The organism is Mycolicibacterium neworleansense (assembly GCF_001245615.1).
Lineage (GTDB): Bacteria > Actinomycetota > Actinomycetes > Mycobacteriales > Mycobacteriaceae > Mycobacterium > Mycobacterium neworleansense.
Genome location: NZ_CWKH01000003.1, coordinates 945014 through 970988, shown reverse-complemented (window position 1 = coordinate 970988; position 25975 = coordinate 945014). Strand labels below are relative to the sequence as shown.

General features: G+C 67.0%; 27 protein-coding genes and 1 pseudogene. 16 read left to right on the top strand and 12 right to left on the bottom strand.

What is annotated here, in order from left to right:
- Window positions 1–94: 94 nt before the first annotated feature.
- On the bottom strand, window positions 95–1648 hold the full coding sequence (locus tag BN2156_RS29405; RefSeq protein WP_090518366.1) for a succinic semialdehyde dehydrogenase: 1554 nt from the start codon (window positions 1646–1648) through the stop codon (window positions 95–97).
- Window positions 1649–1775: 127 nt separating this feature from the next.
- Here BN2156_RS29405 and BN2156_RS29400 point away from each other — a divergent pair, with 127 nt between their 5' ends.
- Window positions 1776–2171, top strand: coding sequence for a VOC family protein (locus BN2156_RS29400; RefSeq protein WP_090518365.1), 396 nt, complete (start codon window positions 1776–1778; stop codon window positions 2169–2171).
- Here the strand turns inward: BN2156_RS29400 and BN2156_RS29395 are convergent.
- On the bottom strand, window positions 2108–2824 hold the full coding sequence (locus tag BN2156_RS29395; protein WP_090518645.1) for a helix-turn-helix domain-containing protein: 717 nt from the start codon (window positions 2822–2824) through the stop codon (window positions 2108–2110). The two genes, BN2156_RS29400 and BN2156_RS29395, sit on opposite strands and share 64 nt — an antisense overlap.
- Before the next feature lie 42 nt (window positions 2825–2866).
- Here BN2156_RS29395 and BN2156_RS29390 point away from each other — a divergent pair, with 42 nt between their 5' ends.
- A complete protein-coding gene (locus tag BN2156_RS29390) occupies window positions 2867–3421 on the top strand; it encodes a TetR/AcrR family transcriptional regulator (RefSeq protein ID WP_090518364.1) in 555 nt (184 codons plus the stop codon).
- Here the strand turns inward: BN2156_RS29390 and BN2156_RS29385 are convergent.
- The 4 genes from BN2156_RS29385 to BN2156_RS29370 all read right to left on the bottom strand — a co-directional run bounded on the left by BN2156_RS29385 (window position 3407) and on the right by BN2156_RS29370 (window position 8255).
- The gene (locus BN2156_RS29385; RefSeq protein ID WP_090518363.1) at window positions 3407–4381 is read right to left on the bottom strand and encodes an NAD-dependent epimerase/dehydratase family protein; all 975 of its coding nucleotides are present in this window, start codon (window positions 4379–4381) and stop codon (window positions 3407–3409) included. The genes BN2156_RS29390 and BN2156_RS29385 overlap by 15 nt on opposite strands.
- Window positions 4382–4450: 69 nt before the next feature.
- A complete protein-coding gene (gene fadD17, locus BN2156_RS29380; protein ID WP_090518362.1) occupies window positions 4451–5962 on the bottom strand; it encodes a long-chain-fatty-acid--CoA ligase FadD17 in 1512 nt (503 codons plus the stop codon).
- 2 nt (window positions 5963–5964) lie between these two features.
- Window positions 5965–7062, bottom strand: coding sequence for an acyl-CoA dehydrogenase family protein (locus tag BN2156_RS29375; RefSeq protein ID WP_090518361.1), 1098 nt, complete (start codon window positions 7060–7062; stop codon window positions 5965–5967).
- A 14-nt stretch (window positions 7063–7076) separates the two neighbouring features.
- Window positions 7077–8255: an acyl-CoA dehydrogenase family protein gene (locus tag BN2156_RS29370; RefSeq protein WP_090518360.1), complete on the bottom strand. Its 1179-nt coding sequence runs from the start codon at window positions 8253–8255 to the stop codon at window positions 7077–7079.
- Between the two features lie 165 nt (window positions 8256–8420).
- On the opposite strand from BN2156_RS29370, the gene BN2156_RS29365 reads away from it, so the two are divergent.
- The 12 genes and pseudogenes from BN2156_RS29365 (at window position 8421) to BN2156_RS29310 (ending at window position 20105) form a co-directional block, all read left to right on the top strand.
- Window positions 8421–8612 carry a ferredoxin gene (locus BN2156_RS29365; protein WP_036391771.1) on the top strand — a complete coding sequence of 64 codons (192 nt, stop codon included), beginning with the start codon at window positions 8421–8423 and terminating at the stop codon, window positions 8610–8612.
- A gap of 12 nt (window positions 8613–8624) precedes the next feature.
- Window positions 8625–9542: a 3-oxoacyl-ACP reductase gene (locus tag BN2156_RS29360; RefSeq protein ID WP_090518359.1), complete on the top strand. Its 918-nt coding sequence runs from the start codon at window positions 8625–8627 to the stop codon at window positions 9540–9542.
- Between the two features lie 271 nt (window positions 9543–9813).
- Entirely contained in the window at window positions 9814–10578 is a 765-nt protein-coding gene (locus BN2156_RS29355) for an MlaE family ABC transporter permease (RefSeq protein ID WP_003879810.1), read from the top strand.
- Window positions 10575–11417 carry an ABC transporter permease gene (locus tag BN2156_RS29350; RefSeq protein WP_090518358.1) on the top strand — a complete coding sequence of 281 codons (843 nt, stop codon included), beginning with the start codon at window positions 10575–10577 and terminating at the stop codon, window positions 11415–11417. The genes BN2156_RS29355 and BN2156_RS29350 overlap by 4 nt, the downstream gene beginning before the upstream one ends.
- A 15-nt stretch (window positions 11418–11432) precedes the next feature.
- The gene (locus BN2156_RS29345; RefSeq protein WP_090518357.1) at window positions 11433–12638 is read left to right on the top strand and encodes an MCE family protein; all 1206 of its coding nucleotides are present in this window, start codon (window positions 11433–11435) and stop codon (window positions 12636–12638) included.
- Window positions 12638–13684 carry an MCE family protein gene (locus BN2156_RS29340; protein WP_090518356.1) on the top strand — a complete coding sequence of 349 codons (1047 nt, stop codon included), beginning with the start codon at window positions 12638–12640 and terminating at the stop codon, window positions 13682–13684. The genes BN2156_RS29345 and BN2156_RS29340 overlap by 1 nt, the downstream gene beginning before the upstream one ends.
- Window positions 13677–14735 carry a virulence factor Mce family protein gene (locus BN2156_RS29335; protein ID WP_090518355.1) on the top strand — a complete coding sequence of 353 codons (1059 nt, stop codon included), beginning with the start codon at window positions 13677–13679 and terminating at the stop codon, window positions 14733–14735. The genes BN2156_RS29340 and BN2156_RS29335 overlap by 8 nt, the downstream gene beginning before the upstream one ends.
- A complete protein-coding gene (locus tag BN2156_RS29330; protein WP_090518354.1) occupies window positions 14732–16114 on the top strand; it encodes an MCE family protein in 1383 nt (460 codons plus the stop codon). The genes BN2156_RS29335 and BN2156_RS29330 overlap by 4 nt, the downstream gene beginning before the upstream one ends.
- Window positions 16111–17307, top strand: a complete 1197-nt coding sequence (locus BN2156_RS29325; RefSeq protein ID WP_276020985.1) for an MCE family protein — start codon at window positions 16111–16113, stop codon at window positions 17305–17307. The genes BN2156_RS29330 and BN2156_RS29325 overlap by 4 nt, the downstream gene beginning before the upstream one ends.
- Window positions 17308–18922, top strand: a pseudogene (locus BN2156_RS29320) (MCE family protein). It abuts the gene before it with no gap.
- Window positions 18922–19620 (top strand): Rv1363c family protein, encoded by a 699-nt coding sequence (locus BN2156_RS29315; RefSeq protein ID WP_090518352.1) that lies wholly within the window; start codon window positions 18922–18924, stop codon window positions 19618–19620. The pseudogene BN2156_RS29320 and the gene BN2156_RS29315 overlap by 1 nt, the downstream one beginning before the upstream one ends.
- The gene (locus BN2156_RS29310; protein ID WP_090518351.1) at window positions 19620–20105 is read left to right on the top strand and encodes a mammalian cell entry protein; all 486 of its coding nucleotides are present in this window, start codon (window positions 19620–19622) and stop codon (window positions 20103–20105) included. Before BN2156_RS29315 ends, BN2156_RS29310 begins: the two co-directional genes overlap by 1 nt.
- A 7-nt stretch (window positions 20106–20112) precedes the next feature.
- Here BN2156_RS29310 and BN2156_RS29305 read toward each other — a convergent pair whose 3' ends face one another.
- From BN2156_RS29305 to BN2156_RS29285, 5 genes are all read right to left on the bottom strand, one after another.
- Window positions 20113–21564, bottom strand: a complete 1452-nt coding sequence (locus tag BN2156_RS29305) for an alpha,alpha-trehalose-phosphate synthase (UDP-forming) (RefSeq protein WP_090518350.1) — start codon at window positions 21562–21564, stop codon at window positions 20113–20115.
- On the bottom strand, window positions 21565–21729 hold the full coding sequence (locus tag BN2156_RS30965) for a hypothetical protein (protein WP_090518644.1): 165 nt from the start codon (window positions 21727–21729) through the stop codon (window positions 21565–21567).
- Window positions 21730–21774: 45 nt separating this feature from the next.
- Entirely contained in the window at window positions 21775–22164 is a 390-nt protein-coding gene (locus BN2156_RS29295; RefSeq protein ID WP_090518349.1) for an intersectin-EH binding protein Ibp1, read from the bottom strand.
- A 97-nt stretch (window positions 22165–22261) separates the two neighbouring features.
- Complete coding sequence (locus tag BN2156_RS29290) at window positions 22262–22600, bottom strand: hypothetical protein (RefSeq protein WP_407661759.1); 339 nt, start codon at window positions 22598–22600, stop codon at window positions 22262–22264.
- 56 nt (window positions 22601–22656) lie between these two features.
- Window positions 22657–23016: an intersectin-EH binding protein Ibp1 gene (locus tag BN2156_RS29285; RefSeq protein WP_090518642.1), complete on the bottom strand. Its 360-nt coding sequence runs from the start codon at window positions 23014–23016 to the stop codon at window positions 22657–22659.
- Window positions 23017–23281: 265 nt separating this feature from the next.
- On the opposite strand from BN2156_RS29285, the gene BN2156_RS29280 reads away from it, so the two are divergent.
- Both BN2156_RS29280 and BN2156_RS29275 read left to right on the top strand, forming a co-directional pair.
- Complete coding sequence (locus BN2156_RS29280; protein ID WP_090518348.1) at window positions 23282–24190, top strand: enoyl-CoA hydratase; 909 nt, start codon at window positions 23282–23284, stop codon at window positions 24188–24190.
- Window positions 24191–24192: 2 nt separating this feature from the next.
- On the top strand, window positions 24193–25029 hold the full coding sequence (locus BN2156_RS29275; protein ID WP_090518641.1) for an SDR family oxidoreductase: 837 nt from the start codon (window positions 24193–24195) through the stop codon (window positions 25027–25029).
- Between the two features lie 4 nt (window positions 25030–25033).
- Here BN2156_RS29275 and BN2156_RS29270 read toward each other — a convergent pair whose 3' ends face one another.
- A complete protein-coding gene (locus BN2156_RS29270; RefSeq protein WP_090518347.1) occupies window positions 25034–25921 on the bottom strand; it encodes an NAD(P)-dependent oxidoreductase in 888 nt (295 codons plus the stop codon).
- Between the last annotated feature and the right edge of the window lie 54 nt (window positions 25922–25975).

Genomic DNA, 25975 nt, shown 5'->3' with positions numbered 1-25975 from the left:
GCCGGCGGGCTCGGTGCACCCCGCAGCCAGGGCTGCGCCGAAAACGACCGCGCCTGCGGAGAGGAACCGTCGCCTCAGCATCCCCGGTGTCGTTCTAGCGGCCGGGCAGCTTCTGCAGCGTCCGGATCATCGGGGTCAGCGCCTTCTGCCACACCGTCTGCGAGATCCCCAGCGGCGGATCGAGATTGATCACGCGTGCGGTGGACACAGTCTGGGACTCGGTGTACTTGAGGATCCCGTCGGCGCCGTGGCGGCGCCCGACGCCGGAGGCCTTCATGCCGCCCATCGGGGCCGCGGTGCTGCCGAATGCCAGGGCGTAGCCCTCGTCGACGTTGACCGTGCCGGAATTGACCCGGGCCGCGATCGCCTCGCCTTCGGACTTCGATCCGGCCCACACGCTGGCGTTGAGGCCGTACTCGGTGTCGTTGGCCTTCTCGACGGCCTCGTCCACGGAATCGACCGGGTAGATCGACACCAGCGGGCCGAAGGTCTCGTTGCGCGCGCATTCCATCTCGTCGGTGACACCGGTCAGCACCGTCGGCTCGAAGAACAGCGGGCCGATGTCGGGGCGTGCGTGGCCACCGGCAACCACCTTGGCGCCCTTGGCTTTTGCGTCATCGACATGCCCGGACACGGTCTTGATCTGATCTTCGGAGATCAGGCTGCCCATGTCGGCGGTGAAGTCGTAGGCCGCCGACAGGTTCATGTTGCGCACCTGTTCGGCGAATTTGGCGGTGAACTCGTCGGCGACCTCCCGCTCGACGTAGATCCGCTCGATCGAGATGCACAGCTGACCGGCGTTCGAGAAGCAGGCGCGGGTGGCGGCCTTGGCGGCGACCTTCAGGTTGGCGCCCTTGGTGACGATCATCGGGTTCTTGCCGCCGAGTTCTGCGGAGAAGCCGATCAACCGGCGGCCGCACTGCTCGGCCAGTGCCCGGCCGGTGGCCGTCGAACCGGTGAACATCATGTAGTCGCAGTTCTCGACGATCGCGGTGCCGACCACCGAACCCGGCCCCGGCACGACCGCGAACAGATCGCGAGGCAGCCCGGCCTGATACAGCAGTTCGGCGTTGGCCAGCGTGCAGTACGGGGTCTGGCTGTCCGGCTTGACCACCACCGCGTTGCCGGCCAGCAGGGCCGGGATGGAATCCGAGATAGACAGGGTCATCGGGTAGTTCCATGGCGAGATGACGCCGATGACACCCTTGGGATGGTGGTTGACGACGGTCTTGACGAATCCCGGCAGCAGACCCTGCACGCGCTTTGTGGAGAGCAACCGGCCCGCCTCGCGCGCGTAGTAGCCCGCGTTCAGGATCATGTCGACGATTTCTTCCTGGGCGGCCGAGCGGGCCTTGCCGGTTTCGGCCTGAGCCACATCCATCAGGAAGTCGCGGTTCTCGGCCAGCAGCGCGCCGAAGCGCTTGATGATGGCGGCGCGTTCCTTGACCGGGCGCTTGGTCCACTGTGCCTGCGCGGCGCGGGCTTTGGCGAAGGCCGCGGTCACATCCTCGGCGGTGCCGACCGGGATCGTGGTCAGTTCCTTGCCGGTGAACACCTCGTCGATCGGCTTGGACTGCCGGGCTTCGATGTCTTCGATGGCGACGAGTGCGCGCAGGCGAGCGAAGTCGGCGGCGGACGGAGCGGGCATCGGGGACTCCCTACTGGCAAGTAACTAACAGTCAGTGTCAACCTACTCGGTACCTGCAGTCCGACAAAGGCACAGCTTGTCCGATCTGTTCACGAACGAGGCCGTCCCAGCGTCCTAACCTGTGGATATGGCCTTGAACCTGAACTCGGCGGTCATCGAGATCGTGACCGCGGACCTACCCCGATCCCTGGACTTCTATCGGCTGCTCGGCCTCGACGTGCCTCAACCGGACGGCCCGCACGTGGAGGTCGCACTGCCGGGTGGAAACCGTCTCGCGTTCGACACGGAGGAGGTGATCGCGGGAATGCACCCCGGGTGGACGCCTCCGAGCGGGCCAGGCCGGGTAGCGCTGGCCTTCGGGCTCGACGCACCCGGTGATGTCGACGCGCTCTATGAGCGGCTCACCGCCGCCGGACACCCGGGAACGCTCAAGCCCTTCGATGCGCCTTGGGGACAGCGCTACGCGACCGTCGAAGATCCCGACGGGACCTCGGTGGACCTGTTCGCGGCGCTGCGGAGTTGACGCCACGAAACTCCGGCCAGGGCGCGGACCTCGCGGTGCAGGTGCGGCTGATCGGCGTAGCCGGCCTCCGCGGCGACCGCGCTCGAACTCAACCCCGTGCCGATCAGTCCGACCGCGCGACGGAACCGCAGAATGCGCCGCAGTGTGGCCGGCCCGTAGCCGTAGACCGCCGCGCACTGTCGCTGCATCGTGCGATTCGACCAGCCGACCTGACGTGCTGTCGTTGTGACCGATTCGCCGGCCGCCAGCCGGCGGGTGACGTCGTGCAGCGCGGGCAGGGGCCACGGGGCGGTCTCGGGACGCGGTGTCTGCGACGCGAGCGTTTCGGCGAGCTCTTCGAGCGACCTGCCCCGGTCGAACCGGCGCAGGTCTCGCAGGTCGATCCGGGTGTTGCACAGTTCGGCCGCTGGGACGCCCAGTAGCCGGGGCAGCACCCCGGGCCGAAACCGCAGTCCCTCTACGGGATCCCGGCGGCCGGCCGCGGTGAACGCTGTGGTGTCGGGTCCGGCGACGACGATCGTGCCGTCCATTTCGATCAGGTCCATGCACCCGTCGGGCAGAATCCGGCCGGGACCGGCTGGGCCGGTGCGGACCCAGCGGCACTGGACGAGTTCGCCCAGGCGTGGCGACGGTTCGTATTCGCGGTAGCCCACGTCCACGACGCTACGCGCGCCGCCATGCGGTTGAATCGGGGAATGGCCGGGCGACCACGCGACGCGTCGATCGACGAGCGGGTGCTCGCGGCCACGCGCGAGCTGCTGGTCGAGGTGGGCTGGGACGACCTGAGCGTGCGGCTGGTCGCGGCGCGGTCCGGGGTGGGCAGATCAAGCCTGAACCGGCGCTGGCCGTCGAAGGCCGAACTGGTGCTGCACGCGATACTCGGCGAATCACCTGACATGGCACCGTTTTCCGGTACCGACCTGGCCGGCTGGATCGACTGGGTGGTACGCGGTAGCCATCAGCTGTTCATCCGGCCTGATGTGAGCGAGGCGGTGCCCGGTCTGCTGCTGGCATTACGGGAGAACGATGCCCTGCGAAAGGCGCTGTGGGAGGGATTCAGCGGCCCGGCCATCGAGATGTTCGCCGCCAGTGGATACGGATCGGAATCGGACGCCCGGGCCGCGCTGTCGATGGCGGCCGGTGCGGCGCTGTTCACCACCACGGTGGCGACCGACGACGACACACCCGAACTGCAACAGCAGCTCGTCCGGTTGCTCAGCCGGGCCCTGGGCGTGTCACCGGCCGAATGACGCCAGCATGGCGTCCTGTGGCGAACGCCAGGCGTCGATGCCCAGATCGGTGAGCGTGCTCTTGTCGTCGGTCGGGGTGGCGGCGGTCAGCAGCAGCGCTGCCTCGTGGCTGATCCCGTCACCGAGCGGCAGTACCCCACCCAGCTGATCCGCGACCCACCCGATTCCCCGGAACACCGCTGCCGACAAGGGGATTCGGCGGATCGTATGTCCGCTGCCCTGTTCGAGCACGTCGATCATCTCGTTGAACGACACCATCACACCGCCGCACACATAGCGCTTGGGGCCCTGCCCGGGCACCATCAGCCGCTCGTGCACCAGCGCGACGTCGCGCACGTCGATCATCTGCATGCCGCCGGCCATCCGCGGCGCCAGACCCGCCCTGGCGATCGGTGCCCAGCCGCGTTCGCTCACCCCGGCGGCGGTGAAGTAGGCCGGGCCCACCACGCTGGAGGGGTAGGTGACCACGACCGGGGCGCCGGCATCCTGCAACCGCCGGGCCACGCGATCGGCATAGGCCTTGGTCTGGGCGTACGGACTGCGGCCGGGCGCCGGTGGGGTGTCGGCGGAGATAACGCCGTCCGGCGGCGGGAACAGGGAGCTGTAGCTGCTCACCGAGACGATCGGGTCGAGCCCGGCTTCGGCGGCGCGGTTCAGAATGGCCTCGGTAGCGTGCGCGTTGATCTCCCACATCAGCTTCTCGCGGCGGCGGTCGGTGCCGACGATGCCTGCGGCGTGGATCAGGGCGTCGCACCCCGACAGCAACTTCGTGACGGTGGCCTCGTCACGTATGTCGCCCTCGAGCACGGTCATCTCGCCGAGGGTGGCGAGCTGGCCGATCACGTCGTCCTCACCACACCCCGGTGCGGCCAGCAGCCGGATGCGATGGCCGGCCTGCAGCAGGCCCCGCACGGTATGAGCGCCGAGATAGCCGGTGCCGCCGGTCACTGCGATGTGCATGCTGCGCCTCCCAAGTTTCGATGCCGATGGTATCGAAATGGTTGACGCGGGTGGCGCGCCGGGTACGGGCTAGCGCGAGATCGGCCAGACCGGGTCGGTGCAGTCGGTGCCCTCGGCCGACAGCTGCCGCTTGATCACCTTGAACGTCTCGGTGCGCGGCAACCTGGGGCCGACCCGGACATACGACGGCCACTGCTTGGGTCCCAGATCGGATTGCTCGGCCAGGAAGGCGCGGAACTTGTCTGCGTCGAAGTGTGTGCCCGCCGTCAGCACCAGTGCGGCCATCACCTGATCACCCACAGCGGGATCGGGGATCGGATACACCGCGACCTCGGCGATGTCAGGGTGGCGCAACAGGATTCGCTCGATCGGCGCGGTGCCGAGGTTCTCGCCGTCGACCCGCATCCAGTCACCGAGGCGGCCGGCGAAGTGTGCGAAGCCGTCTTCGTCGAGGTAGGCCAGGTCTCCGGTGTGGTAGACGCCACCGGCCATGCGGGCCGCCTCGGCGTCGGGATCGTTGTAGTAACCCCGGAACCAGCCGGGGCCGGTCGGGTTCACCAACTCGCCGACCACGCCCGGGGGGCACGGTTCACCGGTCTCCACGTCGACGATCGCCACCTGGTCGGTGAGCGGACCGAGGGCGCCCTCGGGGGTGTCGGGAGTGCGGGCGATCGCGACACCGCCCTCGCTGGAACCGAAACCGTCGACCACCGTCACGCCGAACCGCTCGGCGAAGCGGACCAGATCCCGCGGCGCACCCTCGTTGCCGTAGAGGATGCGCAACGGGTTGTCGGTGTCGTCGGGCGCCGGCTCGGTGGCCAGGATGTAGGACAGCGGCTTGCCGACATAGTTGGCGTAGGTGGCGCCGTAGCGCCGGATGTCCGGCATGAAACCGGATGCGGAGAACTTGCGCCGCAACGCAATCGACGCACCGGCCGCCGCCGCGACGGCCCAGCCGGCCATGATCGCGTTGGAGTGGAACAGCGGCATCGACAGGTAGACGGTGTCCGCCGGGCCGAGCCCGAAACGCTCGGCCAGCATCCGGCCCGGAAACGCCACTTTGTCGTGGGTGACCCGCACGGCCTTGGGATCACCGCTGGTTCCCGAGGTGAAGATCAACATGAACAGGTCGTCGGCCGAAAGTTCGGCGAACGTCACCGGGGTGTCCCGGTACGACGCGAGTTCGGCTGCCCAGTCCGCAGATTCGACGTCGATGAAATCCACCCCGGGCGGGACCGCGTCGGGGTCGTCGGCCAGCACCAGCTGACAGTCGGCCTTGCCGATGTCGCGGGCCAGTGCCTCGCCGCGGCGGGTCTGGTTCAGGCCGACGGGCACCAGCCCGCTCAGGCCCGCCGCGACCAGCAGACTGGAGAAAAACGTGGTGTTACCCAGGAGCGCCCCGACATGCGGGGGTTTGGTGGGGTCCAACCGTGCCCGCAGCGCCGCGGCCAGCGCCGCGCCGGCGGCGATGTGGTCGGCCCAGCTGACGAACGAATCCTCTTGGTAGAGGCCACGGTCGGTGACCTCGGCCAGCGGGACCAACAGCTCGGTGACCGTCGGGCCGACGGTTGGACCCCCCATACCTAAACCGGGGTGTCTGCGAGTTCGCGGCCGATGCGCAGCAGCTGCCCGGTCGCCCCGCCGATACCGAACTCGGTCTGCTTGGCGGCCAGGAAGTACCGGTGCACCGGGTGGTCCATGTCGATGCCGACGCCACCGTGCACGTGCACCGCGGTGTGGGCGACGCGGTGGCCGGCCTCGGCAGCCCAGAATGCCGCGCTGGCGACATCGATGTCGGCGGGCAGGTCCTCGGACAACCGCCAGGCCGCCTGGGTGAGAGTCAGGCGCAGACCCTTGACGTCGATGTAGCCGTCGGCCAGCCGCGACGAGACGGCCTGGAAGCTGCCGATCGGGCGGTCGAACTGCTCGCGCTCCCGGGCGTACTCGGACGTCAGCTCCAGCGCGCGTTCCAGCACACCGAGCTGAAAGGCGCTGTGGCCGAACGCCGACTGAGTGGTCAGCCACTGCGTGACCTCTGCGCCGCCGACGAGGCGGGCGGCGTCCACCGCGGTGCCTTGCAGCTCCAGATGGGCGACGCTGCCCTTGCCGGTGGTACTCAGTGCGGTCACGGTGACACCAGGATCGTCTTTGGTGACCAGGAAAACGCCAACCCCGGAATCGGTTTCGGCCGGAACCAGGAAGGCGTCGGCGATCGGCCCGTAGTTCACCTGGGTGCGGGAACCGGTGAGCTTGTAACCCGATCCGTCGGCCTGAGCCTGCACCGGGCCCTGGCCCATCTCGCCGTCCAGTGCCACCGCGAGGATCTTGTCTCCGGCCACGGCGGGCCGGGCCCACTCGGTGCGCAGTTCCTCGGACCCGAACGCGGCCAGCGCGCCGGCGCCCAGTACCACCGAATCCAGGTAGGGCACCGCGGCCAGCTGGCGACCCAGCGCGGTCAGCACGGCGGCCTGCTCGAGCACGCCCAAACCGCCGCCGCCCACCGACTCGGGAGCCGCAGCCGACAGGACGTCGGCCTCGATCAGCTTGGCCCACAGATTGGCGTCGAAACGCTGCTCAAGCCCGTCGAGCTCACGCTGACGTTCTGGCGTGCACACCGACTCGGTGATCGTGCGCACCAGGCCACCCAGGTCGGCGGCCTCTTCGGTCGTCTTGAAATCCATTTGGTGTGCCGTCCTTACCGGTTCACTCGGGGCAGGCCGAGCGCGACCATGCCGATGATGTCACGCTGAATCTCGTTGGTGCCGCCGCCGAAGGTGAGGATCAGCGCCGAGCGGTGGAACCGCTCGATGCGGCCGCGCAGCAGCGCGCCCCTGCTGTCCGGGCGCAGCGTCGCAGAGGTGCCCAGCACCTCCATCAGCAGGCGGTATGCCTCGGTGGCCAACTCGGTGCCGTACACCTTGGCCGCCGACGCGTCAGCCGGAGACGGTGCGCCGTCCGCAGAGGCCAGCTCCCAGTTGATGAGCTTGAGGACCTCGGCCTTTGCGTGCACCCGGGCCAGGTTCAGCTGCACCCACTCGGAATCGATCACGCGCTTGCCGTGCACGTCCTTGGTGTTCTGGGCCCACTCTCGGACCCCGTCCAGTGCGACGTAGATCGGCTGCGAGGACACCAGGGCGACGCGCTCGTGGTTGAGCTGATTGGTGACCAGCTTCCAGCCTGCGTTCTCCTCGCCGACCAGGTTGGTGGCCGGGATCCGGACGTCCTGGTAATAGGTGGCGCTGGTGTCAACGCCGGACATGGTGTGCACCGGCGTCCAGGAGAAGCCCTCGGCGGTGGTCGGCATGATCAGCATCGAGATGCCGCGGTGCTTCTTGGCCTCGGGGTTGGTGCGCACGGCCAGCCACACATAGTCGGCGTAGGCGATCAGGCTGGTCCACATCTTCTGGCCGTTGACCACGTAGTCGTCGCCGTCGCGCACCGCGGTGGTCCGCAGCGCGGCCAGGTCGGTGCCGGCGCCGGGCTCGGAGTAGCCGATAGAGAAGTGAAGCTCACCCGCGGCGATCTTGGGCAGGAAGAACTTCTTCTGCTCCTCGGTGCCGAAGTGCATGATCGTCGGCGCGACGCTGTTGATCGTCAGGAACGGCACCGGGGCGCCGGCGATCGCGGCCTCGTCGGTGAAGATCAGGCCGTCCATCGGCGGACGCTCCTGGCCGCCGAACTCCTTGGGCCAGCTCAGCGTGAGCCAACCGTCCTTGCCCATCTGCGCCACGGTCTCGCGGTAGACGTTGCCGCGTCCCATCTCGCCCTCGGACGAGCTGAGTGCCTCGACACGTTCGGGTGTCATCAACTTGGAGAAGTAAGCGCGCAACTCGCGGCGCAGCTCCTCCTGCTCGGGGGTGTAACCGATCCGCATTCCGCTGCATCCTCACTGCTTGATAGACCTGAGTTCTCACCTGGTTGTAACACGTTCTAGTCTTAGGATCCAGGCCGGTGCCGGACTGGTATCCGTCAGGTGTGGTCGTATTCTGTGGCTGCGCGCCCGCAGCCCCGTGCGTGCACACGTCGTAAGGAGGTCGCCATGCGAGTTGAAGTAGACCGTGATCGCTGCGAAGGCAACGCGGTGTGCGTGGGTATTGCCCCTGATCTGTTCGATCTTGATGACGACGACTATGCCGTGGTCAAGTCCGATCCGGTGCCTGCCGACCAGGAGGATCTGGCCGAGCAGTCCATCGCCGAGTGCCCCCGCGCAGCCCTGATCCGAAAAGACTAGAGGTATTCATAAATGACTGACGACGCTCAGATTGATCTGTCCGGCAAAGTGGCCGTGGTCACAGGTGCGGCCGCAGGTTTGGGCCGCGCCGAGGCCATCGGCCTGGCCAAGGCCGGGGCCACCGTGGTGGTCAACGACATGGCCGGCGCGCTCGATGCCTCTGACGTCCTCGATGAGATCGCGGCCGCCGGCTCCAAGGGCGTCGCCGTGGCCGGGGACATCAGCGCGCGCTCGACCGCCGATGAATTGGTCGCCACCGCCGACGGTCTCGGCGGGCTGGGCATCGTCGTCAACAACGCGGGCATCACCCGCGACCGGATCCTCTTCAACATGAGCGACGAAGAGTGGGATGCGGTCATCGCGGTGCACCTGCGCGGCCACTTCCTGCTGACCCGCAATGCGGCCGTCTACTGGCGCAACAAGGCCAAGGCGGGCGACGGCACGGTCTACGGCCGCATCATCAACACGTCGTCGGAGGCCGGCCTGTCGGGCCCGGTCGGTCAGCCCAACTACGGCGCCGCCAAGGCCGGCATCACCGCGCTGACGGTGTCGGCCGCCCGGGCGCTGGAGCGCTTCGGTGTGCGGGCCAACGCGATCGCCCCGCGGGCGCGCACCGCCATGACCGCCGGAGTGTTCGGTGACGCACCCGACACGGCCGGGGGGCAGGTCGATCCGCTGTCGACCGACCACGTCGTCACTCTCGTGCGTTTCCTGGCCGCGCCCGCGTCCGAAGCGGTCAACGGTCAGCTGTTCATCGTCTATGGTCCAACTGTCACGTTGGTCGCGCCGCCCACGGCGGAGAAGCACTTCACTGCGGACTCCGATGCCTGGAACCCGGCAGACCTCAGCGGGACGTTGCACGATTACTTTGCTGATCGTGACCTGGAACGTGGATTCTCGGCCACTGAGCTGATGAATTCACGAGACTGACGGTCTCGTTGACCGTCGCTCGACGGACGTAGAACGTGTTCTAAATTGAGGTTGAGTCGGTACGCCCTGAGCTGCGAAAACGGCGCCCGACATGAGGATTTTGAATTCTTTGACACTGCGAACATGTTCTAGTTAGTATGATCCGGCTCACTAAGAGCACCGTAAGACCAAGGGGTGGGAGAGCGGCCACGAATCGTGGCCGTCAAACTTTCGCTAAAGCGAGCTTCCGCGGAACTTCCCCCACCCGAGTACCCCGAGAACGGAGCCCAGGTTGATCGAACAGCTTGCGGTTCCGGCCCGGGCCGTGGGCGGCTTTGTCGAGATGTCCTTGGACACCTTCGCCAAGATGTTCCGTCGACCGTTCCAGTTCAAAGAGTTCCTGGATCAGACATGGATGATCGCGCGGGTCTCTCTGGTACCGACCCTGCTGGTCGCCATCCCCTTCACGGTCCTGGTCGCGTTTACCCTCAACATCCTCCTTCGTGAGATCGGTGCCGCCGACCTTTCCGGCGCGGGCACCGCGTTCGGCACCATCACCCAGCTCGGCCCGGTGGTGACCGTGCTGGTCGTGGCCGGCGCGGGTGCCACCGCCATCTGCGCCGACCTGGGTGCCCGCACAATCCGCGAAGAGATCGACGCCATGCGCGTGCTGGGCATCGATCCGATCCAACGACTGGTCGTGCCGCGCGTGCTGGCCTCGACGTTCGTGGCCCTGCTGCTCAACGGCCTGGTCTGCGCGATCGGCCTCGCCGGCGGCTACGTCTTCTCCGTGTTCCTACAGGGCGTCAACCCGGGGTCCTTCATCAACGGCCTGACGGTGCTGACCGGACTCGGCGAGCTGGTGCTGGCCGAGATCAAGGCGCTGCTGTTCGGCGTGGTGGCCGGCCTGGTGGGGTGCTACCGCGGGTTGACCGTAAAAGGAGGCCCGAAGGGTGTCGGTAACGCAGTGAACGAGACGGTGGTCTACGCCTTCATCTGCCTGTTCGTGATCAACGTGATCATGACGGCCATCGGGGTCCGGGTGCTTGTGCGATGAGCTACGACGCCACTCTCCGCTTCCGCCGCCTGTTCCGCGGCGTGCCCAAGACCGTCGACAACGTCGGTGAGCAGGCGCTGTTCTACGGCGAGACCATGCGGTACCTGCCCAACGCGATCAACCGCTACCGCAAGGAGACCATCCGCCTGGTGGCCGAGATGACCATGGGCGCGGGCGCCCTGGTGATGATCGGCGGCACCGTCGGCGTCGCGGCCTTCCTGACCCTGGCCTCCGGCGGTGTCATCGCCGTGCAGGGTTACTCATCGCTGGGCAACATCGGCATCGAGGCACTGACCGGCTTCCTCTCGGCGTTCCTCAACGTGCGCATCGTGGCGCCGGTGATCGCCGGGATCGCCCTGGCCGCCACAATCGGCGCGGGTGCCACCGCCCAGCTCGGCGCGATGCGGGTGGCCGAGGAGATCGACGCCGTCGAAGCGATGGCCGTCCACGCGGTGTCCTACCTGGTTTCCACCCGGCTGCTGGCCGGCCTCATCGCGATCGTGCCGCTGTACTCCCTTTCGGTGCTGGCCGCATTCTTCGCCGCGCGGTTCACCACGGTGTTCATCAACGGCCAGTCGGCAGGCCTGTACGACCACTACTTCAATACGTTCCTGATACCCAGCGACCTGCTCTGGTCGTTCCTTCAGGCGATCGTCATGGCGATCGCGGTGATGCTCGTGCACACGTACTACGGCTACAACGCATCCGGGGGGCCGGTCGGCGTGGGCATCGCGGTCGGCCAGGCCGTGCGCACCTCGCTCATCGTCGTCGTCACCATCACCCTGTTCATCTCTCTGGCCGTCTACGGCGCGTCCGGCAACTTCAACCTTTCCGGGTAGGTGGCAGGAATTCCTATGTCAGAGGCAACGTCCAAGCACCGCCGCCACGTCAGGATCGCCGCCGCGATCCTGGCGGCGATCGTGGCCGCCGCGGTGGTGTTCACCTACCTGTCCTACACAGCTGCCTTCACCCCCACCGACACCGTCAGCCTGACCGCGCCGCGGGCCGGCCTGGTGATGGAGCGCGACGCCAAGGTGAAGTACCGGGGCATCCAGATCGGCAAGGTCACCGACATCGCCTACGCCGGCAACGAGGCGAAGCTGACGCTGTCGATCAAGCGCGGCGAGATGCGCTACATCCCCTCCAACGCCACTGTGCGGATCGCGGGCAACACGATCTTCGGTGCGAAGTCGGTGGAGTTCCTGGCACCTGCCGAGCCGCAGCCGACGTCGTTGCGGCCGGGTAGCACGGTGGCTGCCAAGGACGTTCAGCTCGAGGTCAACACCCTCTTCCAGACGCTGTCCGATGTCCTCAACAAGATCGACCCGGTCAGCCTGAACGCCACCCTGACCGCCCTCGGCGAGGGCCTGCGTGGTCACGGCGACGACCTGGGTGCGGCCATGTCCGGACTCAACAACTATCTGGCACAGATCAATCCGAAGTTGCCGACCCTGCGCGACGACTTCGCGAAGGCCGCCGTGGTCGCCAACATCTACGGTGACGCCGGACCAGACCTCGCCCGTGTGGTCGACAACGTTCCCGCGCTGAACAAGACGATCGTCGACGAGAAGACCAACCTCAACGCCACGCTGTTGGCAGCGACGGGCCTGGCCAACAACGGCACCGCGACCCTGCAGCCCGCCGCGGATGACTACATCGCCGCCATCCAGCGGCTGCGGGCACCGCTGAAGGTGGCCAGTGACTACTCACCCGAGTTCGGCTGCGTGTTGAAAGGTGTATCGGTCGGTGTGGACCGGTTCGCGCCGATCATCGGTGGTATCCGGCCCGGCCTGTTCGTGTCGTCGAACTTCCTGCCGGGAGCCCCGGCGTACACCTACCCGGAGAGCCTGCCGATCGTGAACGCTTCGGGCGGCCCCAACTGCCGAGGCCTGCCGGACGTGCCGTCCAAGCAGTTCGGCGGTAGCTGGTACCACTCGCCGTTCCTGGTGACCGACAACGCCTATGTGCCGTTCCAGCCGAACACCGAGGTGCAGTTCGACGCACCGGCGACGCTGCAGTTCTTGTTCAACGGTGCGTTCGCGGAGAGGGATCGCTTCTGATGGTGTCCAGTGCGCGTCCTGACCGGACCATGCTCAAGGTCAGCATCTTCACGATCGCCATGTTGTTGGTGGCAGCGATGCTGGTCGTGGTGTTCGGCGAATTCCGGTTCGCCTCCGAGAACGGCTATCACGCCACGTTCAGCCAGGCTTCACGGTTGAAGGCCGGGCAGGACGTCCGCATCGCGGGCGTCCCGGTCGGCACCGTCAACGCGGTCAAGCTCAACCCGGACAACACCGTCGACGTGGAGTTCGACGTCAACAAGCGCTACCAGCTCTACACGTCGAGCCAGGCCAAGGTGCGCTACGAGAACCTCGTCGGCGACCGGTATCTGGAGATCACGTCGGGCCCCGGCGAGCTGCGCAAGCTCCCGCCCGGCGGAACCATCACCCAGCAGAACACCCAGCCGGCCCTGGACCTCGACGCCCTGCTGGGCGGGTTGCGCCCGGTGATGAAAGGCCTTGACGGCAACAAGGTCAACGAGATCTCCAACGCGGTCATCGAGCTGCTGCAGGGCCAGGGCGGCGCGCTGGCCAACATGCTGACCAGTACCAGCGCGTTCACCCAGAACCTGGCCGCCCGCGATCAGTTGATCGGTGACGTGATCACCAACCTCAACACCGTGCTGGGCACGGTCGACGAGAAGGGCGCGCAGTTCGACTCCAGCGTCGACGAACTGCAGAAGCTGATCACCGGCCTGGCCGAGGGGCGCGACCCGATCGCCGGGGCGATCGCACCGCTGGCCTCGGCGGAGAACGATCTGACCGACATGCTGGACAAGTCGCGTCGTCCGCTGCAGGCCGTCATCGAGAACGCGCGCCCGCTGGCGCAGCGCCTCGACGAGCGCAAGGCCGACGTCAACAAGGTCATCGAGCCGCTCGCGGAGAACTACCTGCGGCTCAACGCGCTCGGTGCCTATGGCTCGTTCTTCAACATCTACTACTGCTCGATCCGGATGAAGGTCAACGGACCGGCCGGCAGCGACATTCTGATTCCGTTCGGCGGACCGCCGGACCCGTCGAAGGGGAGGTGTTCGGAAAATGGCTAAGCGCGACGGCGACACAGCACTACGCACCGGGATCTTCGGGATCGCCCTGGTGGCATGTGTGGTGCTGGTGTCCTTCGGCTACACCGGGCTTCCGTTCTTCCCTCAGGGCAAGAAGTACGAGGCGTACTTCAGCGACGCCGGCGGTATCGACCCGGGCAATGACGTCAACGTCTCCGGCATCGCTGTCGGCAAGGTCACCGGTGTGGAGCTGGCCGGTGACACCGCCAAGGTGCGCTTCACGGTGGATCGCAACATCAAGATCGGCGATCAGTCGCTGGTGGCGATCAAGACCGAAACCGTGCTCGGGCAGAAGTCGCTCTCGGTGACCCCGAAGGGCAGCGGAACGTCGACCGTGATCCCGTTGGGGCGCACCACGACTCCGTACACGCTCAACACCGCCCTGCAGGATCTCGGGCAGAACGTCAGCAACCTGGACAAGCCGAAGTTCGAACAGGCCCTCCAGACGCTCACCGACACGCTGCGCGATGCCACGCCGCAGTTGCGGGGCGCACTCGACGGCGTGGCCAACCTGTCGCGCAGCATCAACAAGCGCGATGAGGCCCTCGAGGGCTTGCTGACGCACGCCAAGCGGGTGTCGGATCTGCTGGCCGCGCGGGCCGGGCAGGTCAACCAGCTGGTCACCGATGGCAACCAGCTGTTCGCCGCGCTCGACGAGCGCCGTCAGGCGCTGAGCAACCTGATCGCCGGCATCGACGATGTGTCCCGGCAACTCTCGGGATTCGTCGCGGACAACCGCAAGGAGTTCAAGCCGGCACTCGAGAAGCTCAACCTGGTCATGGACAACCTGCTGGAGCGCAAGGAACACATCGGCGAGGCGCTGCGGCGGCTGCCGCCGTATGCGACCACCCTCGCCGAGGTGGTCGGCAACGGTCCAGGCTTCAACATCAACCTGTACGGCCTGCCGCCCGCGTCGATGTCCGAGGTTCTGCTCGACACCTACTTCCAGCCGGGGAAGCTGCCCGACAGCCTCGCCGACATGCTGCGTGGATACATCTCCGAACGCACGATCATTAGGCCGAAATCGCCATGACACAAGATAATTCGGTGTCCAGCCGGAGCCGCTGGATACGTATCGGGCTTGCTGCGCTACTGCTGGCGACGCTGGCGGTGGGCGTATACCAGGTGTGGCCGTCGCGGACCGGTCCCAAGATCACGGCGTACTTCACCAACGCCGTCGGGTTGTACCCCGGCGACCAGGTGCGGATCGTCGGTGTGCCGGTGGGCACGATCGACTCGATCGAGCCGCGGCCCTCCGACGTCAAGATCGAGATGACGCTGGATCGCGGCATCAAGGTGCCCGCCGATGCCAAGGCGCTGATCCTGTCGCCGAACCTGGTGTCGGCCAGGTTCATTCAGCTGACCCCGGCCTACACCGAAGGCGACGTGATGGCCGATGGCGCGTCGATCGGGATGGATCGCACCGGTGTCCCCGTCGAGTGGGACGAGGTCAAAGAGCAACTGACCCAGCTCAGTTCGCAGCTGGGGCCGCAGGCCAACTCGGTCCAGGGGCCGATCGCGCAGTTCGTCGACCAGGCAGCCGCGACGTTCGACGGCAACGGAGACTCGTTCCGCAACGCACTGCGTGAGTTGTCCCAGACCGCGGGTAGGTTGGGCGATTCCCGCACTGACCTGTTCGGCACGGTCAAGAACCTGCAGGTCCTCGTCAACGCGCTGTCCAACAGCAACGAACAGATCGTGCAGTTCACCAATCACGTGGCCTCGGTGTCGCAGGTGCTGGCCGACAGCTCCAGCGGTCTCGACCAGACCCTGGCCACGCTGAACCAGGCACTGGGCGACGTGCGGGGCTTCCTGAACGAGAACAACGATGCGCTGATCGCCCAGGTGGGCAAGCTCGCCGACTTCACCCAGATCATGACCGATCACAGTGACGACATCGAGCAGATCCTGCACGTCACCCCGAACGGCCTGGCTAACTTCTACAACATCTACAACCCGGCCCAGGGCACCGTCGGTGGTCTGCTGTCACTGCCCAACTTCGCCAACCCGACGCAGTTCATCTGTGGTGGCACCTTCGACATCGGCGCCAACCCGGACAACTACAAGCGCGCCGAGATCTGCCGGCAGCGGATGGGACCCGTGCTGCGGCGCATCACGATGAACTACCCGCCGGTGTTGTTCCACCCGGTCAACAGCATCACCGCCTACAAGGGACAGATTATCTACGACACCCCGGCCACCGAGGCCAAGTCGGAGACCCCGGTCCCGTACCTGCAGTGGCAGAACGCCCCGGGCGTGACGCCGCCGCAGATCCCGCACGACGCGACGCTGAGTTCGCTGATCCTGCCGCCGGATGCGCCAGCGCCGGCACCGGGAACAGGAGTCGGTCCCGCGCCGGGACCCGCGCCCGGACCCGCACCCGCTCCTGCTGAGGCTGGTGCCGGCGGATGATGAGGGGTAAAGCATTGAGGGGTAAGGCATCCCGGTTCGGCGGTCGCACGCTGGCGATCGGCAGCGGCGCGATGCTGCTGGCCGGTTGCCAGTTCGGCGGACTCAACTCCCTCAACATGCCCGGCACCGCCGGGCACGGGAAGGGGTCCTACAACGTCACCGTGGAGTTGCCCGACGTGGCGACCCTGCCGCAGAACTCGCCGGTGATGGTCGACGACGTCACGGTGGGCAGCGTGTCCGGTCTCGACGCCGTGCAGCGCCCCGACGGAACCTTCTACGCGGCCGTGCAGCTGTCGCTCGACGGTGACGTGAAGCTGCCGGCGAATGCCGTTGCGCGCGTTGCCCAGACCTCGCTGCTGGGTTCTCAGCACGTCCAGCTGTCCGAGCCGGTCGACGAACCGGCAGAGGGGCAGTTGCGCGAGGGCTCCAACATCGCGCTGGCGCAGACCGGCCGTTACCCGACCACCGAAGAAGTGCTGTCCTCGCTGGGCATGGTGGTGAACAAGGGCAATCTCGGTGCGCTGCAAGACATCACCGATGAGGCCTACGCCGCGGTGGCCGGCCGGGCCGGCAGCTTCGCCGAGCTGATCCCGCGCCTGGCCGAGCTGACCTCGTCGCTGGACCAGCAGACCAACGACATCATCGCCGCGGCCGACGGGCTGAACCGTTTCGCGTCGATCCTGGCCCGGAGCAAGGACAACCTGGGCCGCACGCTCGACACCCTGCCCGGGGCGCTCAAGGTGCTCAACGAGAACCGGTCCAGCATCGTCGAGGCGTTCACCGCCCTGCGCGGTTTCGCCGAGGTGGGTTCGCGGATCCTGTCTGCGACCAAGGACGATTTCGCGGCCGACATCAAGGACCTGTATCCGGTGATCAAGGCGTTCAACGACAACGCCGACGACTTCATCAAGGACCTCGAGTTCCTGCCGACCTTCCCGTTCCACTACCGGTACCTGCGCAACGCGGTTCGCGGTGACTACCTGAACGTGTTCGTCACCTTCGACCTGACCCTGCGCCGGTTCGGTGAGTCGATCTTCACCACGGGCGGGTTCGACCCGAACATGAAGCACCTCGACGAGGTGATCAATCCGCCGGACTGGCTGACCGGTCAGATGGCCAACCTGTCCGGGCAGGCCGCCGATCCGTTCAAGATCCCCGCCGGAACTGCCACCCAGCACGAGGAGAAGCCGTAGATGATCGACCGGCTTACCCGTATGCAGCTGATGATCTTCGGGGTCGTCACCGTTCTCACCGTCGGTGCGATTTCGCTGTTCTATCTGCATCTGCCTGCTGCCGTGGGTATCGGCACCTATCACGTCAACGCCAACTTCGTCACCGGCGGCGGGATCTACGAGAACGCCAATGTCACCTACCGCGGCGTCACCGTCGGCCGGGTGGACCGGGTGGGCCTGGCCCCCGACGGCGTGGTCGCCAGGATGCAGCTGAACAGCAGCACGGCGATCCCGGACAACGTCACCGCCACGGTCAAGAGCGTTTCGGCGGTCGGTGAGCAGTACATCGACCTGATTCCGCCGGAGTCACCTTCGACCGACAAGCTGCGTAACGGCGCGACGATCGATCAGCAGAACACCCGGGTCGGCCAAGACATCGCCGGCATGCTGCACGAGGCCGACACGTTGGTCAGCAGCATCGAGAACAGCCGGCTGCAGGATCTGCTGCGCGAGACATTCAAGGCGTTCAACGGATCCGGGCCCGAACTGGCGCGGCTCATCGAATCGTCGCGCCTGCTGATCGATGAGGCCAATGCCAGTTCCGGCGAGACGACCCAGCTGATCGACCAGGCCGGGCCGTTCCTGGAAGCGCAGATGCGCAGCGGCGACAGCATCCGGTCGCTGGCCGACGGGCTGGCCCGGTTCACCGGTGAGGTGAACAAGGCCGACCCGCAGCTGCGCACCACCCTCAAGACGGTTCCCGGCGCCACCGAGGCGGCCAACACCGCGTTCAGCGGTATCCGCCCGACCTTCCCGGTGCTGGCGGCCAACCTGGCCAACTTCGGCCGGATCGGCGTGATCTACAGCAAGTCGCTCGAGCAGGCGCTGGTGATCTTCCCGGCCCTGATGGCGGCGCTGAACACCGTGGCCGGTGGTGTCCCGGTGGACGAGGGCGGCAAGCTCGACTTCAAGGTCGACCTGGGCGATGCGCCGCCGTGCCTGACGGGATTCCTCCCGCCCACACAGACCCGGTCCCCGGCCGATCTGACCTTGCGTGACCTGCCGACCGACATGTACTGCAAGACGGCGCAGAACGACCCGGCCGTGGTGCGTGGCGCGCGCAACTACCCGTGCCAGGAGTTCCCGGGCAAGCGGGCACCCACGATCCAGCTGTGCCGCGACCCCAACGGCTACATCCCGGTGGGCACCAACCCGTGGCGCGGTCCGCCGGTTCCGTACGGAACCCCGATCGAGGACGGGCGCAACATCCTGCCGCCCAACAAGTTCCCGATGATCCCGCCACAGGTCGATCCGGATCCAGGTCCGCCGGTGGTGCAGTTGCCGCCGGGGGTCGAGCCGGGTCCGGGCCCGGCGCCGCACCGTGCCGCCGTACGGCCGGACGCCTCCGGGAGCGGAAGCCCCGGCTCCGGGGCCCGCGCCGGAAGCCGCCCCGGATGCACCTTTGCCGGCCGAGGCACCACCTCTGGCCAGCGCTCCCGGGATCGGCACCTACGATCAGCACAGTGGGGTCTTCGCTGACGCCGATGGAGGCACCGGCGTGTACGCGGCCGGAGCCGACAACCTGGCACCCGCGGAGACCTGGGTAGATCTGATGCTGGATCCAAGGCAGGCTTGATGACTGAAGAAACGGCCTCGAACCCGAGGCCGGTGCGTAGGCGCGCGTCCAGGGCGGCCGGCCCGACCGGGGCGGCGCCCGCGGGCGAGGCGACCACAACCACCGTGGTGGTCGATTCACCGACCGGCACGGCGCCCAGGGCGCCGAAGCTGACGCCGCTGAAGCCGCCACCGCGGCGTCGTCCCAACGCTCGCCTCGTGGGGCTGGTTGCCGCTGTGGTGCTGGGCCTGACGACCGCGGGACTGGGAGCCCTCGGCTACCTCATGTGGGATCAGCAACGCGGCGTCGACGACATCCAGGCGCGCAACGAGCGCTTCGTCGACACCGGCAAGCAGACGGTCATCAACATGTTCAGCTACACCCAGGACACCGTGGATGAGAGCGTGAACCGCTTCATCGACGGCACCAGCGGCCCGCTGCGCGACATGATGAGCCAGGGGAACAACGCCGACAACCTCAAGGCTCTGTTCCGCGACACCAACGCCAGCTCGGAAGCCGTGGTGAACGGTGCTGCGCTGGAGAAGGTGGACGAGATCGCCGGTAACGCCTCGGTTCTGGTGGCCGTGCGGGTCACGGTCGCCGACATGGACGGCGTCAATTCACCGACCCGTCCGTACCGGTTGCGGGTGATCGTGCACGAGGACGACAACGGGCACATGACCGGATACGACCTCAAGTACCCCGACGGTGGAAACTGATGCGCTCTAAACTCACTGCCTCGCTGATCGGCCTGTTGGCCGTGGCGTTCGTCGCGGCGGCAGGACTCGGTGGCTCGCTGTACTGGAACCGCGTGATGCAACGTGGCCAGGAGGCCACCCGAGCCGCGCTGCCCGCCGTGGCGGCCGACCAGATCCCGAGGGTGTTCGGCTACGACTACCAGACCGTCGAGCGCAGCTTGACCGAGACCTATCCGCTGCTCGCCCCTGACTTCCGGGAGAAGTTCCAGCAGGATGCCACCGCCAAGGTGATCCCCGAGGCACGTAAGCGTCAGCTGGTGGTGCAGATCAGCATCGTCGGCGTCGGCGTGATGACCGCCGAGCGCGAATCGGGATCGGTGCTGGTGTACATGAACCGCACGGTGACCGACCAGACCCGTCAGCCGTTGTACGACGGCAGCCGGCTTCGCGTCGACTACCGCAAGATCGGCGGGGACTGGCTGATCAACGCGATCAGCCCGATCTAGCCCGCGCTCAGCTCGATTTCGACTCAGCGAGCGCGTCGAGGAAGGCCCGCGCCCAGCGGTCGACATCGTGCGCCAGCACCTGCCGGCGCAGCGCACGCATCCGCCGCTTGCCCTCTTCCGGGCTCTGTTCCAGCGCCGCTTCGATCGCGTCCTTGACGCCCTCGAGGTGGTGCGGATTGGTCAGGTAGGCCTGACGCAGCTCGGCCGCCGCACCGGTGAACTCAGACAGCACCAACGCCCCACCGAGGTCACTGCGGCAGGCCACGTACTCCTTGGCCACCAGGTTCATGCCGTCGCGTAATGGAGTGACCAGCATGACGTCGGCCGCCACGAAGAATGCGATGAGCTCGTCGCGCGGCACCGGCCGGTGCAGGTAGTGCACCACCGGATGGCCGACCTCGCCGTACTCGCCGTTGATGTGCCCGACCTGACGCTCGATGTCCTCGCGCATCGCCTTGTAGCTCTCGACGCGTTCACGGCTGGGAGTGGCCAGCTGAACCAACACGGTGTCGTCGCGTTTGACCCGACGTTCTTCGAGCAGTTCGGAAAACGCGTGAAGCCGCACGTCGATGCCCTTGGTGTAATCAAGTCGGTCGACGCCGAGCAGGATCTTGCGCGGGTTGCCCAGCTCGGCGCGGATCTGCCGGGCGCGTTGGCGCACCGTCCGGTTCCGGGCCTTGGCGTCCAGGTCGGCCGAGTCGATCGAGATGGGAAAGGCGCCGACCTTGATGGTGCGGAAGCCGTAGGAGACCTCGCCGAAGCGGGAGCGGACGCCGATCGAGGCGCGGGTGGTGTTGGCTCCGACCAGGCGGCGGGCCAGGACGAGGAAGTTCTGTGCACCGCCGGCCAGGTGGAACCCGACCAGATCGGCTCCGAGCAGGCCTTCGACGATCTCGCTGCGCCACGGCATCTGCATGAACAGTTCGACCGGTGGGAACGGGATGTGCAGGAAGAAGCCGATGGTGACATCGGGACGCAGCATGCGCAGCATCTTGGGGACCAGCTGCAGCTGATAGTCCTGGATCCAGACCGTCGCGCCGGGCGCGGCGGCGCGAGCCGTGGCTTCGGCGAAACGCCGGTTCACGTCGACATAGCTGTCCCACCACTTGCGGTGGTAGACGGGTTTGACGATGAGGTCGTGGTACAGCGGCCACAGGGTGGCGTTGGAGAACCCCTCGTAATAGTCCGCGACGTCCTGTGCGGACAGCTCCACGGGGTAGAGCTGCAGGCCGTCTTCGACGATGGGCTCTTCGCCGCTGTCGGGAATGCCGGCCCAGCCGATCCACGCGCCACGGCGTTTGCGCAGCAGCGGCTCCAGCGCGGTTACCAGGCCGCCCGGGCTGCGTTTCCACGTGGTGCTGCCGTCCGGCAACCGCTCCATGTCGATGGGCAGCCGATTGGCCACCACGACGAAGTCGGAGTTACCGGAGGCGGCCGCGGGGCCGCCCTCCGGACTCACTTAAGCCTCGGTTTTCGAGGGTCCAATGCCGAGCATGGACAGGAACATGCGGCACTCGTCGGCGTCGGCTGCGTAGGTCGCGACGACGCGGCGGGCCTGGCTGGCGGTGCTGTCGGCGAGCGGTTCGACGTCGTCGATCTCGGCGGGGTCAGTTTTCGCAGGCATGACACAACTGTATGCGACCGGGACGGTCCCGGTCGCCACACGTCGTCAGCCGATGGATCCGTGCACGGTCGGGCTGCTGCCGACGGTCGACTCGGGAACCGGCTGCGGTCCCTGGGCCTGTTGCTCCTCGGCCAGGCCGATGCACTCGCCCGAGTTGGCGCCGGTGCACGGGATGGAGCCACCGCCGCCGGGCAGGTTCACCGAGGGCAGATCAGGGTTGGCCGCGGTGCCGCTGAACGGGCTGGGGGAGTTCGGCACGGTGTGCGGGACACACGCGCCGGAGTAGAGGTCTTCTTCTTCGCCCGTCGGGCAGGCCACCGCCGGGCCGGAGGACATGGGTACGGCGAAGGCTGCGATCGCCGGGGCAGTGGCCGCGGCGACCACAAAACCGCCGGCAAAAATGAGTCGTCGCATCGAGATCGGGAAGGTCGCCATCGTCACGCTTTCTCTAGTTATTCGATTGTTGTTGTTGACTGGGATTCTATGGATGCTGTGAGAGATCTGCATCAGATCTACGAGTTGGCTGGCAGTGCTACGGGCTGGCACTGATCGTCGACCGCGGAACGGGCCGGGGTCCCTCGGCCTCGTCCTCCTCGGCCAGGCCGATGCACTCGCCGGCGTTGTGCCCGGTGCACGGGATCGCCCCGCCGCCGCCCGGCAGGTTCACCGCCGGCAAATCCGGATTGCCGGGGATTCCGCTGAACGGCGACGGAGAATTCGGCACCAGAAACGGCGTGCAGGTGGTGGTGTAGACGTCCTCTTCCTCACCGGTTGTGCACGTCGCCTGTGCGACCGGGGAACCCAGCCACACCGACAGTGCGCAACCGGCGCCGGCGACGGTCAGCGCGGCGGCGGCAACACGTGACTTCACCTCAGCAGTCTAGGACTACTGGGGGTTTACTGTGCAGTCTCTGCGGTGGGCCTGTGTCAGCCGATGGAGCCGGTGACGGTGGGGCTACTGCCGACCGTCGACTGCGGAACGGGTTGCGGGCCCTGGGCTTGTTGCTCCTCGGCCAGGCCGATGCACTGGCCGGAGTTGCCGCCGGTGCACGGGATGCCGTCGATTTGCGGGAGTTGGCCCGGGGCCGAGCTGAACTCGGGGGAGTTCGGCACCAGATCCGGGACGCAGACCCCGGTGTAGGTGTCTTCGGTCTCGCCGTTGGGGCAGGATGTGGCCGCGGAGGCAGACGGGGCCGCCAGGACCGTCAATGCGGGGGCGGATGCGATGGCCGCGGCAATGCCTGCCGCGACCGCGAAGCGACGGGCGATATACGGGGAACGGGCCATGGTCATGCTTTCCTTCTGGGTCGTGAAGTGTTTGCTGAGCATCCGGCGGTGGCGTTCGGTCGACGGTCGTCGAAGTGTCATCCGGTGATCGCTATCTTACGCCCTACTAGGGAATATCGCTGTGAGAACGTTGCGGTGCCGGTTGCGTGAAGGTTTCGGCTGTGAAGCGGCTGCGTGGTAGCTGTGATCCCGGTGTGAGCCCGGTTGCGCGATACACGTAATGTGCAGTTCGTAACGTACTTACCCTGCCTAAGAGGTGGTCCGAATGGTCAGTCCCGACGACGCAGGCCGTCAGGTGGAATACGAGACACTCGACGACGGACGTATCGCCCGGATCTGGCTCAATCGGCCGGACGCGCAGAACGCCCAGTCCCGAACCCTGCTGGTGCAACTGGACGAGGCCTTCGGCCGCGCTGAGGCCGACGACGCGGTCCGCGTGGTGATCCTGGCCGCGCGGGGGAAGAACTTCTCGGCCGGCCACGACCTCGGTTCCGAGGAGGCCCTGGCCGAGCGTCAGCCGGGCCCGACCCAGCACCCGACGTTCCGGTCCCACGGCGCCACCGCCGCCGGCGTCACCGAGCGGACCTACCTGCAGGAGTGGCACTTCTACTTCGAGAACACCCGCCGGTGGCGCGATCTGCGCAAGATCACCATCGCTCAGGTGCAGGGCAACGCGATCTCGGCGGCCCTGATGCTGATTTGGGCCTGCGATCTGATCGTGGCCGCCGACGACGCCAAGTTCAGCGACGTCGTCGGGGTGCGGATGGGGATGCCGGGCGTCGAGTACTACGCTCACCCATGGGAATTCGGCGCTCGCAAGGCCAAAGAGCTACTGTTGACCGGCGATTCGATCGATGCCGACGAGGCCTACCGGTTGGGCATGGTCTCCAAGGTTTTCGCACGCGACGAACTCGAAGACAAGACACTGGAATTCGCGCGGCGTATCGCCGAGCGGCCGACGATGGCGGCCTTGCTGGTCAAGGATTCGGTCAACGCGGCCAGCGACGCGATGGGCTTCACCGAAGCCCTGCGCCATGCGTTCCACATTCACGAACTCGGGCACGCGCACTGGGCGTCGGCCAACGAGAACCGCTGGCCGGTGGGTATGCCACCCGATGTTCCCGACTGGCGGACGCTCGGGGCTCCCAAGCCCGCCCGGCGTGATACACCATGACCATGCAGATTTCGTTAGAGGATCGAACTTATCTGGTCACCGGCGGCGGTAGCGGCATCGGCAAGGGTGCCGCGGCTGCGATCGTCGCCGCGGGCGGTAACGCGCTGCTGATCGGGCGCAATGCCGACAAGCTCAGCGCCGCCGCCGACGAGCTCGCCGCCCAGGGGTCAGGTTCGGTGCGCTACGAACCCGCCGACGTCACCAACGAGGACGAGGTCCGCCGTGCGGTCGACGTGGCCACCGCCTGGAACGGCCGGCTGCACGGCGTGGTGCACAGTGCCGGTGGGTCGCTGACCATCGGTCCGATCACCCAGATCGACTCCGAATTGTGGCGCCAGACCGTCGATCTGAACATCAACGGAACGATGTACCTGATCAAGCACGCGGGCCGGGAGATGGTCCGCGCCGGCGGCGGGTCGTTCGTCGGTATCTCGTCGATCGCCTCGACCAACACCCACCGCTGGTTCGGTGCGTACGGCGTGAGCAAGGCAGCGTTCGACCATCTGCTCAAGCTGGCCGCCGACGAACTCGGGCCGTCCTCGGTGCGGTTCAACAGCATCCGGCCCGGGTTGACCCGGACCGAGATGGTCGGCCCGGTCTTCGACTTGCCGGCAGCCAGCGACGACTACAAGGCCTGCACGCCGATGCCGCGCTTCGGTGAGGTCGAGGACATCGCCAACCTGGCGGTGTTCCTGCTCAGCGACGCCGCGGGCTGGATCACCGGTCAGTCCATCGGTGTCGACGGTGGGCACAGCCTGCGCCGGGGCCCCGACATCTCCGGGATGCTGGAGCCGCTGTACGGCGTCGACGGCCTACGCGGGGTTGTCCCCAGCGAGTAGGGAGCTAGGCCGGAGCTTTTCCTCCGGCCTCCCATGCGGTGAGCGCACCCATTGCCGACCAGTCCAATTCCCCGCCGCCCGTGGCCAGCAGGGTGAGGAAACGGTCGCGCAGCAGGCTCGCGACGGGCAGCGGCACCCGTAGCTCTTCGCCGGCGCTCAGTGCCAGCTTGACGTCCTTGAGGCCGAGCGTGGCGGCGAACCCGGTCGGGCTGAACTCCTCACGCGCCAGCAGTCCGCCGTAGGTGCGATATACCGGGGCGTCGAACAGCGTCGAGGTCAGCAATTCCAGGTACTGCTGTTTGTCGACCCCGGCCTTGCCGACGAGAGCCATTGCCTCGCCGAGAGATTCGATCACCGAGGCGATCAGGAAGTTGCCGCTGATCTTCACGAGGTTGGCCGCGCTGGGATCCTCGCCGAGGACGAATGTGCGCTGTCCGATCGCCTCGAACACCGGGGTCACCGCAGCCACCGTGGCCGGCGCTCCGGCCGCGACGACGAACAACTTGGCCGCTGCGGCGGCCTCGGGCCTACCGAACACCGGGGCCGCGACAAAACTCTGGCCGGCCTCCGCGTGGGCCCCGGTGAGGCGCTCGGCCAGTGCTGTGCTGATCGTCGACGACGAGACATGCACGGCGCCTTCGGACAGGGCGGCGACGATGCCGTGACCCCCGAATGTCACTGCCTCGACCGCATCGTCGTTGGCGAGCATGGAGACCACGACGTCGCCCTGACAGGCTTCGGCGACCGAAGTTGCCGGTCGAGCACCCTCGGCGGCCAGCGCCGCCACCTTGGCCGGGCTCCGGTTGTACGCGGTGACCTCATGGCCGGCCTTGAGCAGGTTGGCGGCCATGGCCGCGCCCATGTTGCCCAGCCCGATGAATCCGATCCTCATGTCTTCACTTGTACCGGCTGAGTCGGCGAGTGGTCCAGGCCGGCAACAACACCG

What these genes read in the sequence shown, in the direction of transcription:
- BN2156_RS29390 (WP_090518364.1), top strand. Translation starts at nt 2,867, where the DNA reads ATGGCCGGGCGACCACGCGACGCGTCGATCGACGAGCGGGTGCTCGCG.
- BN2156_RS29310 (WP_090518351.1), top strand. Translation starts at nt 19,620, where the DNA reads ATGCGCTCTAAACTCACTGCCTCGCTGATCGGCCTGTTGGCCGTGGCG.
- BN2156_RS29295 (WP_090518349.1), bottom strand. Translation starts at nt 22,164, where the DNA reads ATGGCGACCTTCCCGATCTCGATGCGACGACTCATTTTTGCCGGCGGT.
- BN2156_RS29340 (WP_090518356.1), top strand. Translation starts at nt 12,638, where the DNA reads ATGGTGTCCAGTGCGCGTCCTGACCGGACCATGCTCAAGGTCAGCATC.
- BN2156_RS29280 (WP_090518348.1), top strand. Translation starts at nt 23,282, where the DNA reads ATGGTCAGTCCCGACGACGCAGGCCGTCAGGTGGAATACGAGACACTC.
- BN2156_RS29285 (WP_090518642.1), bottom strand. Translation starts at nt 23,016, where the DNA reads ATGGCCCGTTCCCCGTATATCGCCCGTCGCTTCGCGGTCGCGGCAGGC.
- BN2156_RS29335 (WP_090518355.1), top strand. Translation starts at nt 13,677, where the DNA reads ATGGCTAAGCGCGACGGCGACACAGCACTACGCACCGGGATCTTCGGG.
- BN2156_RS29270 (WP_090518347.1), bottom strand. Translation starts at nt 25,921, where the DNA reads ATGAGGATCGGATTCATCGGGCTGGGCAACATGGGCGCGGCCATGGCC.
- BN2156_RS29330 (WP_090518354.1), top strand. Translation starts at nt 14,732, where the DNA reads ATGACACAAGATAATTCGGTGTCCAGCCGGAGCCGCTGGATACGTATC.
- BN2156_RS29405 (WP_090518366.1), bottom strand. Translation starts at nt 1,648, where the DNA reads ATGCCCGCTCCGTCCGCCGCCGACTTCGCTCGCCTGCGCGCACTCGTC.
- BN2156_RS29365 (WP_036391771.1), top strand. Translation starts at nt 8,421, where the DNA reads ATGCGAGTTGAAGTAGACCGTGATCGCTGCGAAGGCAACGCGGTGTGC.
- BN2156_RS29325 (WP_276020985.1), top strand. Translation starts at nt 16,111, where the DNA reads ATGATGAGGGGTAAAGCATTGAGGGGTAAGGCATCCCGGTTCGGCGGT.
- BN2156_RS29350 (WP_090518358.1), top strand. Translation starts at nt 10,575, where the DNA reads ATGAGCTACGACGCCACTCTCCGCTTCCGCCGCCTGTTCCGCGGCGTG.
- BN2156_RS29275 (WP_090518641.1), top strand. Translation starts at nt 24,193, where the DNA reads ATGCAGATTTCGTTAGAGGATCGAACTTATCTGGTCACCGGCGGCGGT.
- BN2156_RS29370 (WP_090518360.1), bottom strand. Translation starts at nt 8,255, where the DNA reads ATGCGGATCGGTTACACCCCCGAGCAGGAGGAGCTGCGCCGCGAGTTG.
- BN2156_RS30965 (WP_090518644.1), bottom strand. Translation starts at nt 21,729, where the DNA reads ATGCCTGCGAAAACTGACCCCGCCGAGATCGACGACGTCGAACCGCTC.
- BN2156_RS29375 (WP_090518361.1), bottom strand. Translation starts at nt 7,062, where the DNA reads ATGGATTTCAAGACGACCGAAGAGGCCGCCGACCTGGGTGGCCTGGTG.
- BN2156_RS29345 (WP_090518357.1), top strand. Translation starts at nt 11,433, where the DNA reads ATGTCAGAGGCAACGTCCAAGCACCGCCGCCACGTCAGGATCGCCGCC.
- BN2156_RS29385 (WP_090518363.1), bottom strand. Translation starts at nt 4,381, where the DNA reads ATGCACATCGCAGTGACCGGCGGCACCGGCTATCTCGGCGCTCATACC.
- BN2156_RS29360 (WP_090518359.1), top strand. Translation starts at nt 8,625, where the DNA reads ATGACTGACGACGCTCAGATTGATCTGTCCGGCAAAGTGGCCGTGGTC.
- BN2156_RS29400 (WP_090518365.1), top strand. Translation starts at nt 1,776, where the DNA reads ATGGCCTTGAACCTGAACTCGGCGGTCATCGAGATCGTGACCGCGGAC.
- fadD17 (WP_090518362.1), bottom strand. Translation starts at nt 5,962, where the DNA reads ATGGGGGGTCCAACCGTCGGCCCGACGGTCACCGAGCTGTTGGTCCCG.
- BN2156_RS29315 (WP_090518352.1), top strand. Translation starts at nt 18,922, where the DNA reads ATGACTGAAGAAACGGCCTCGAACCCGAGGCCGGTGCGTAGGCGCGCG.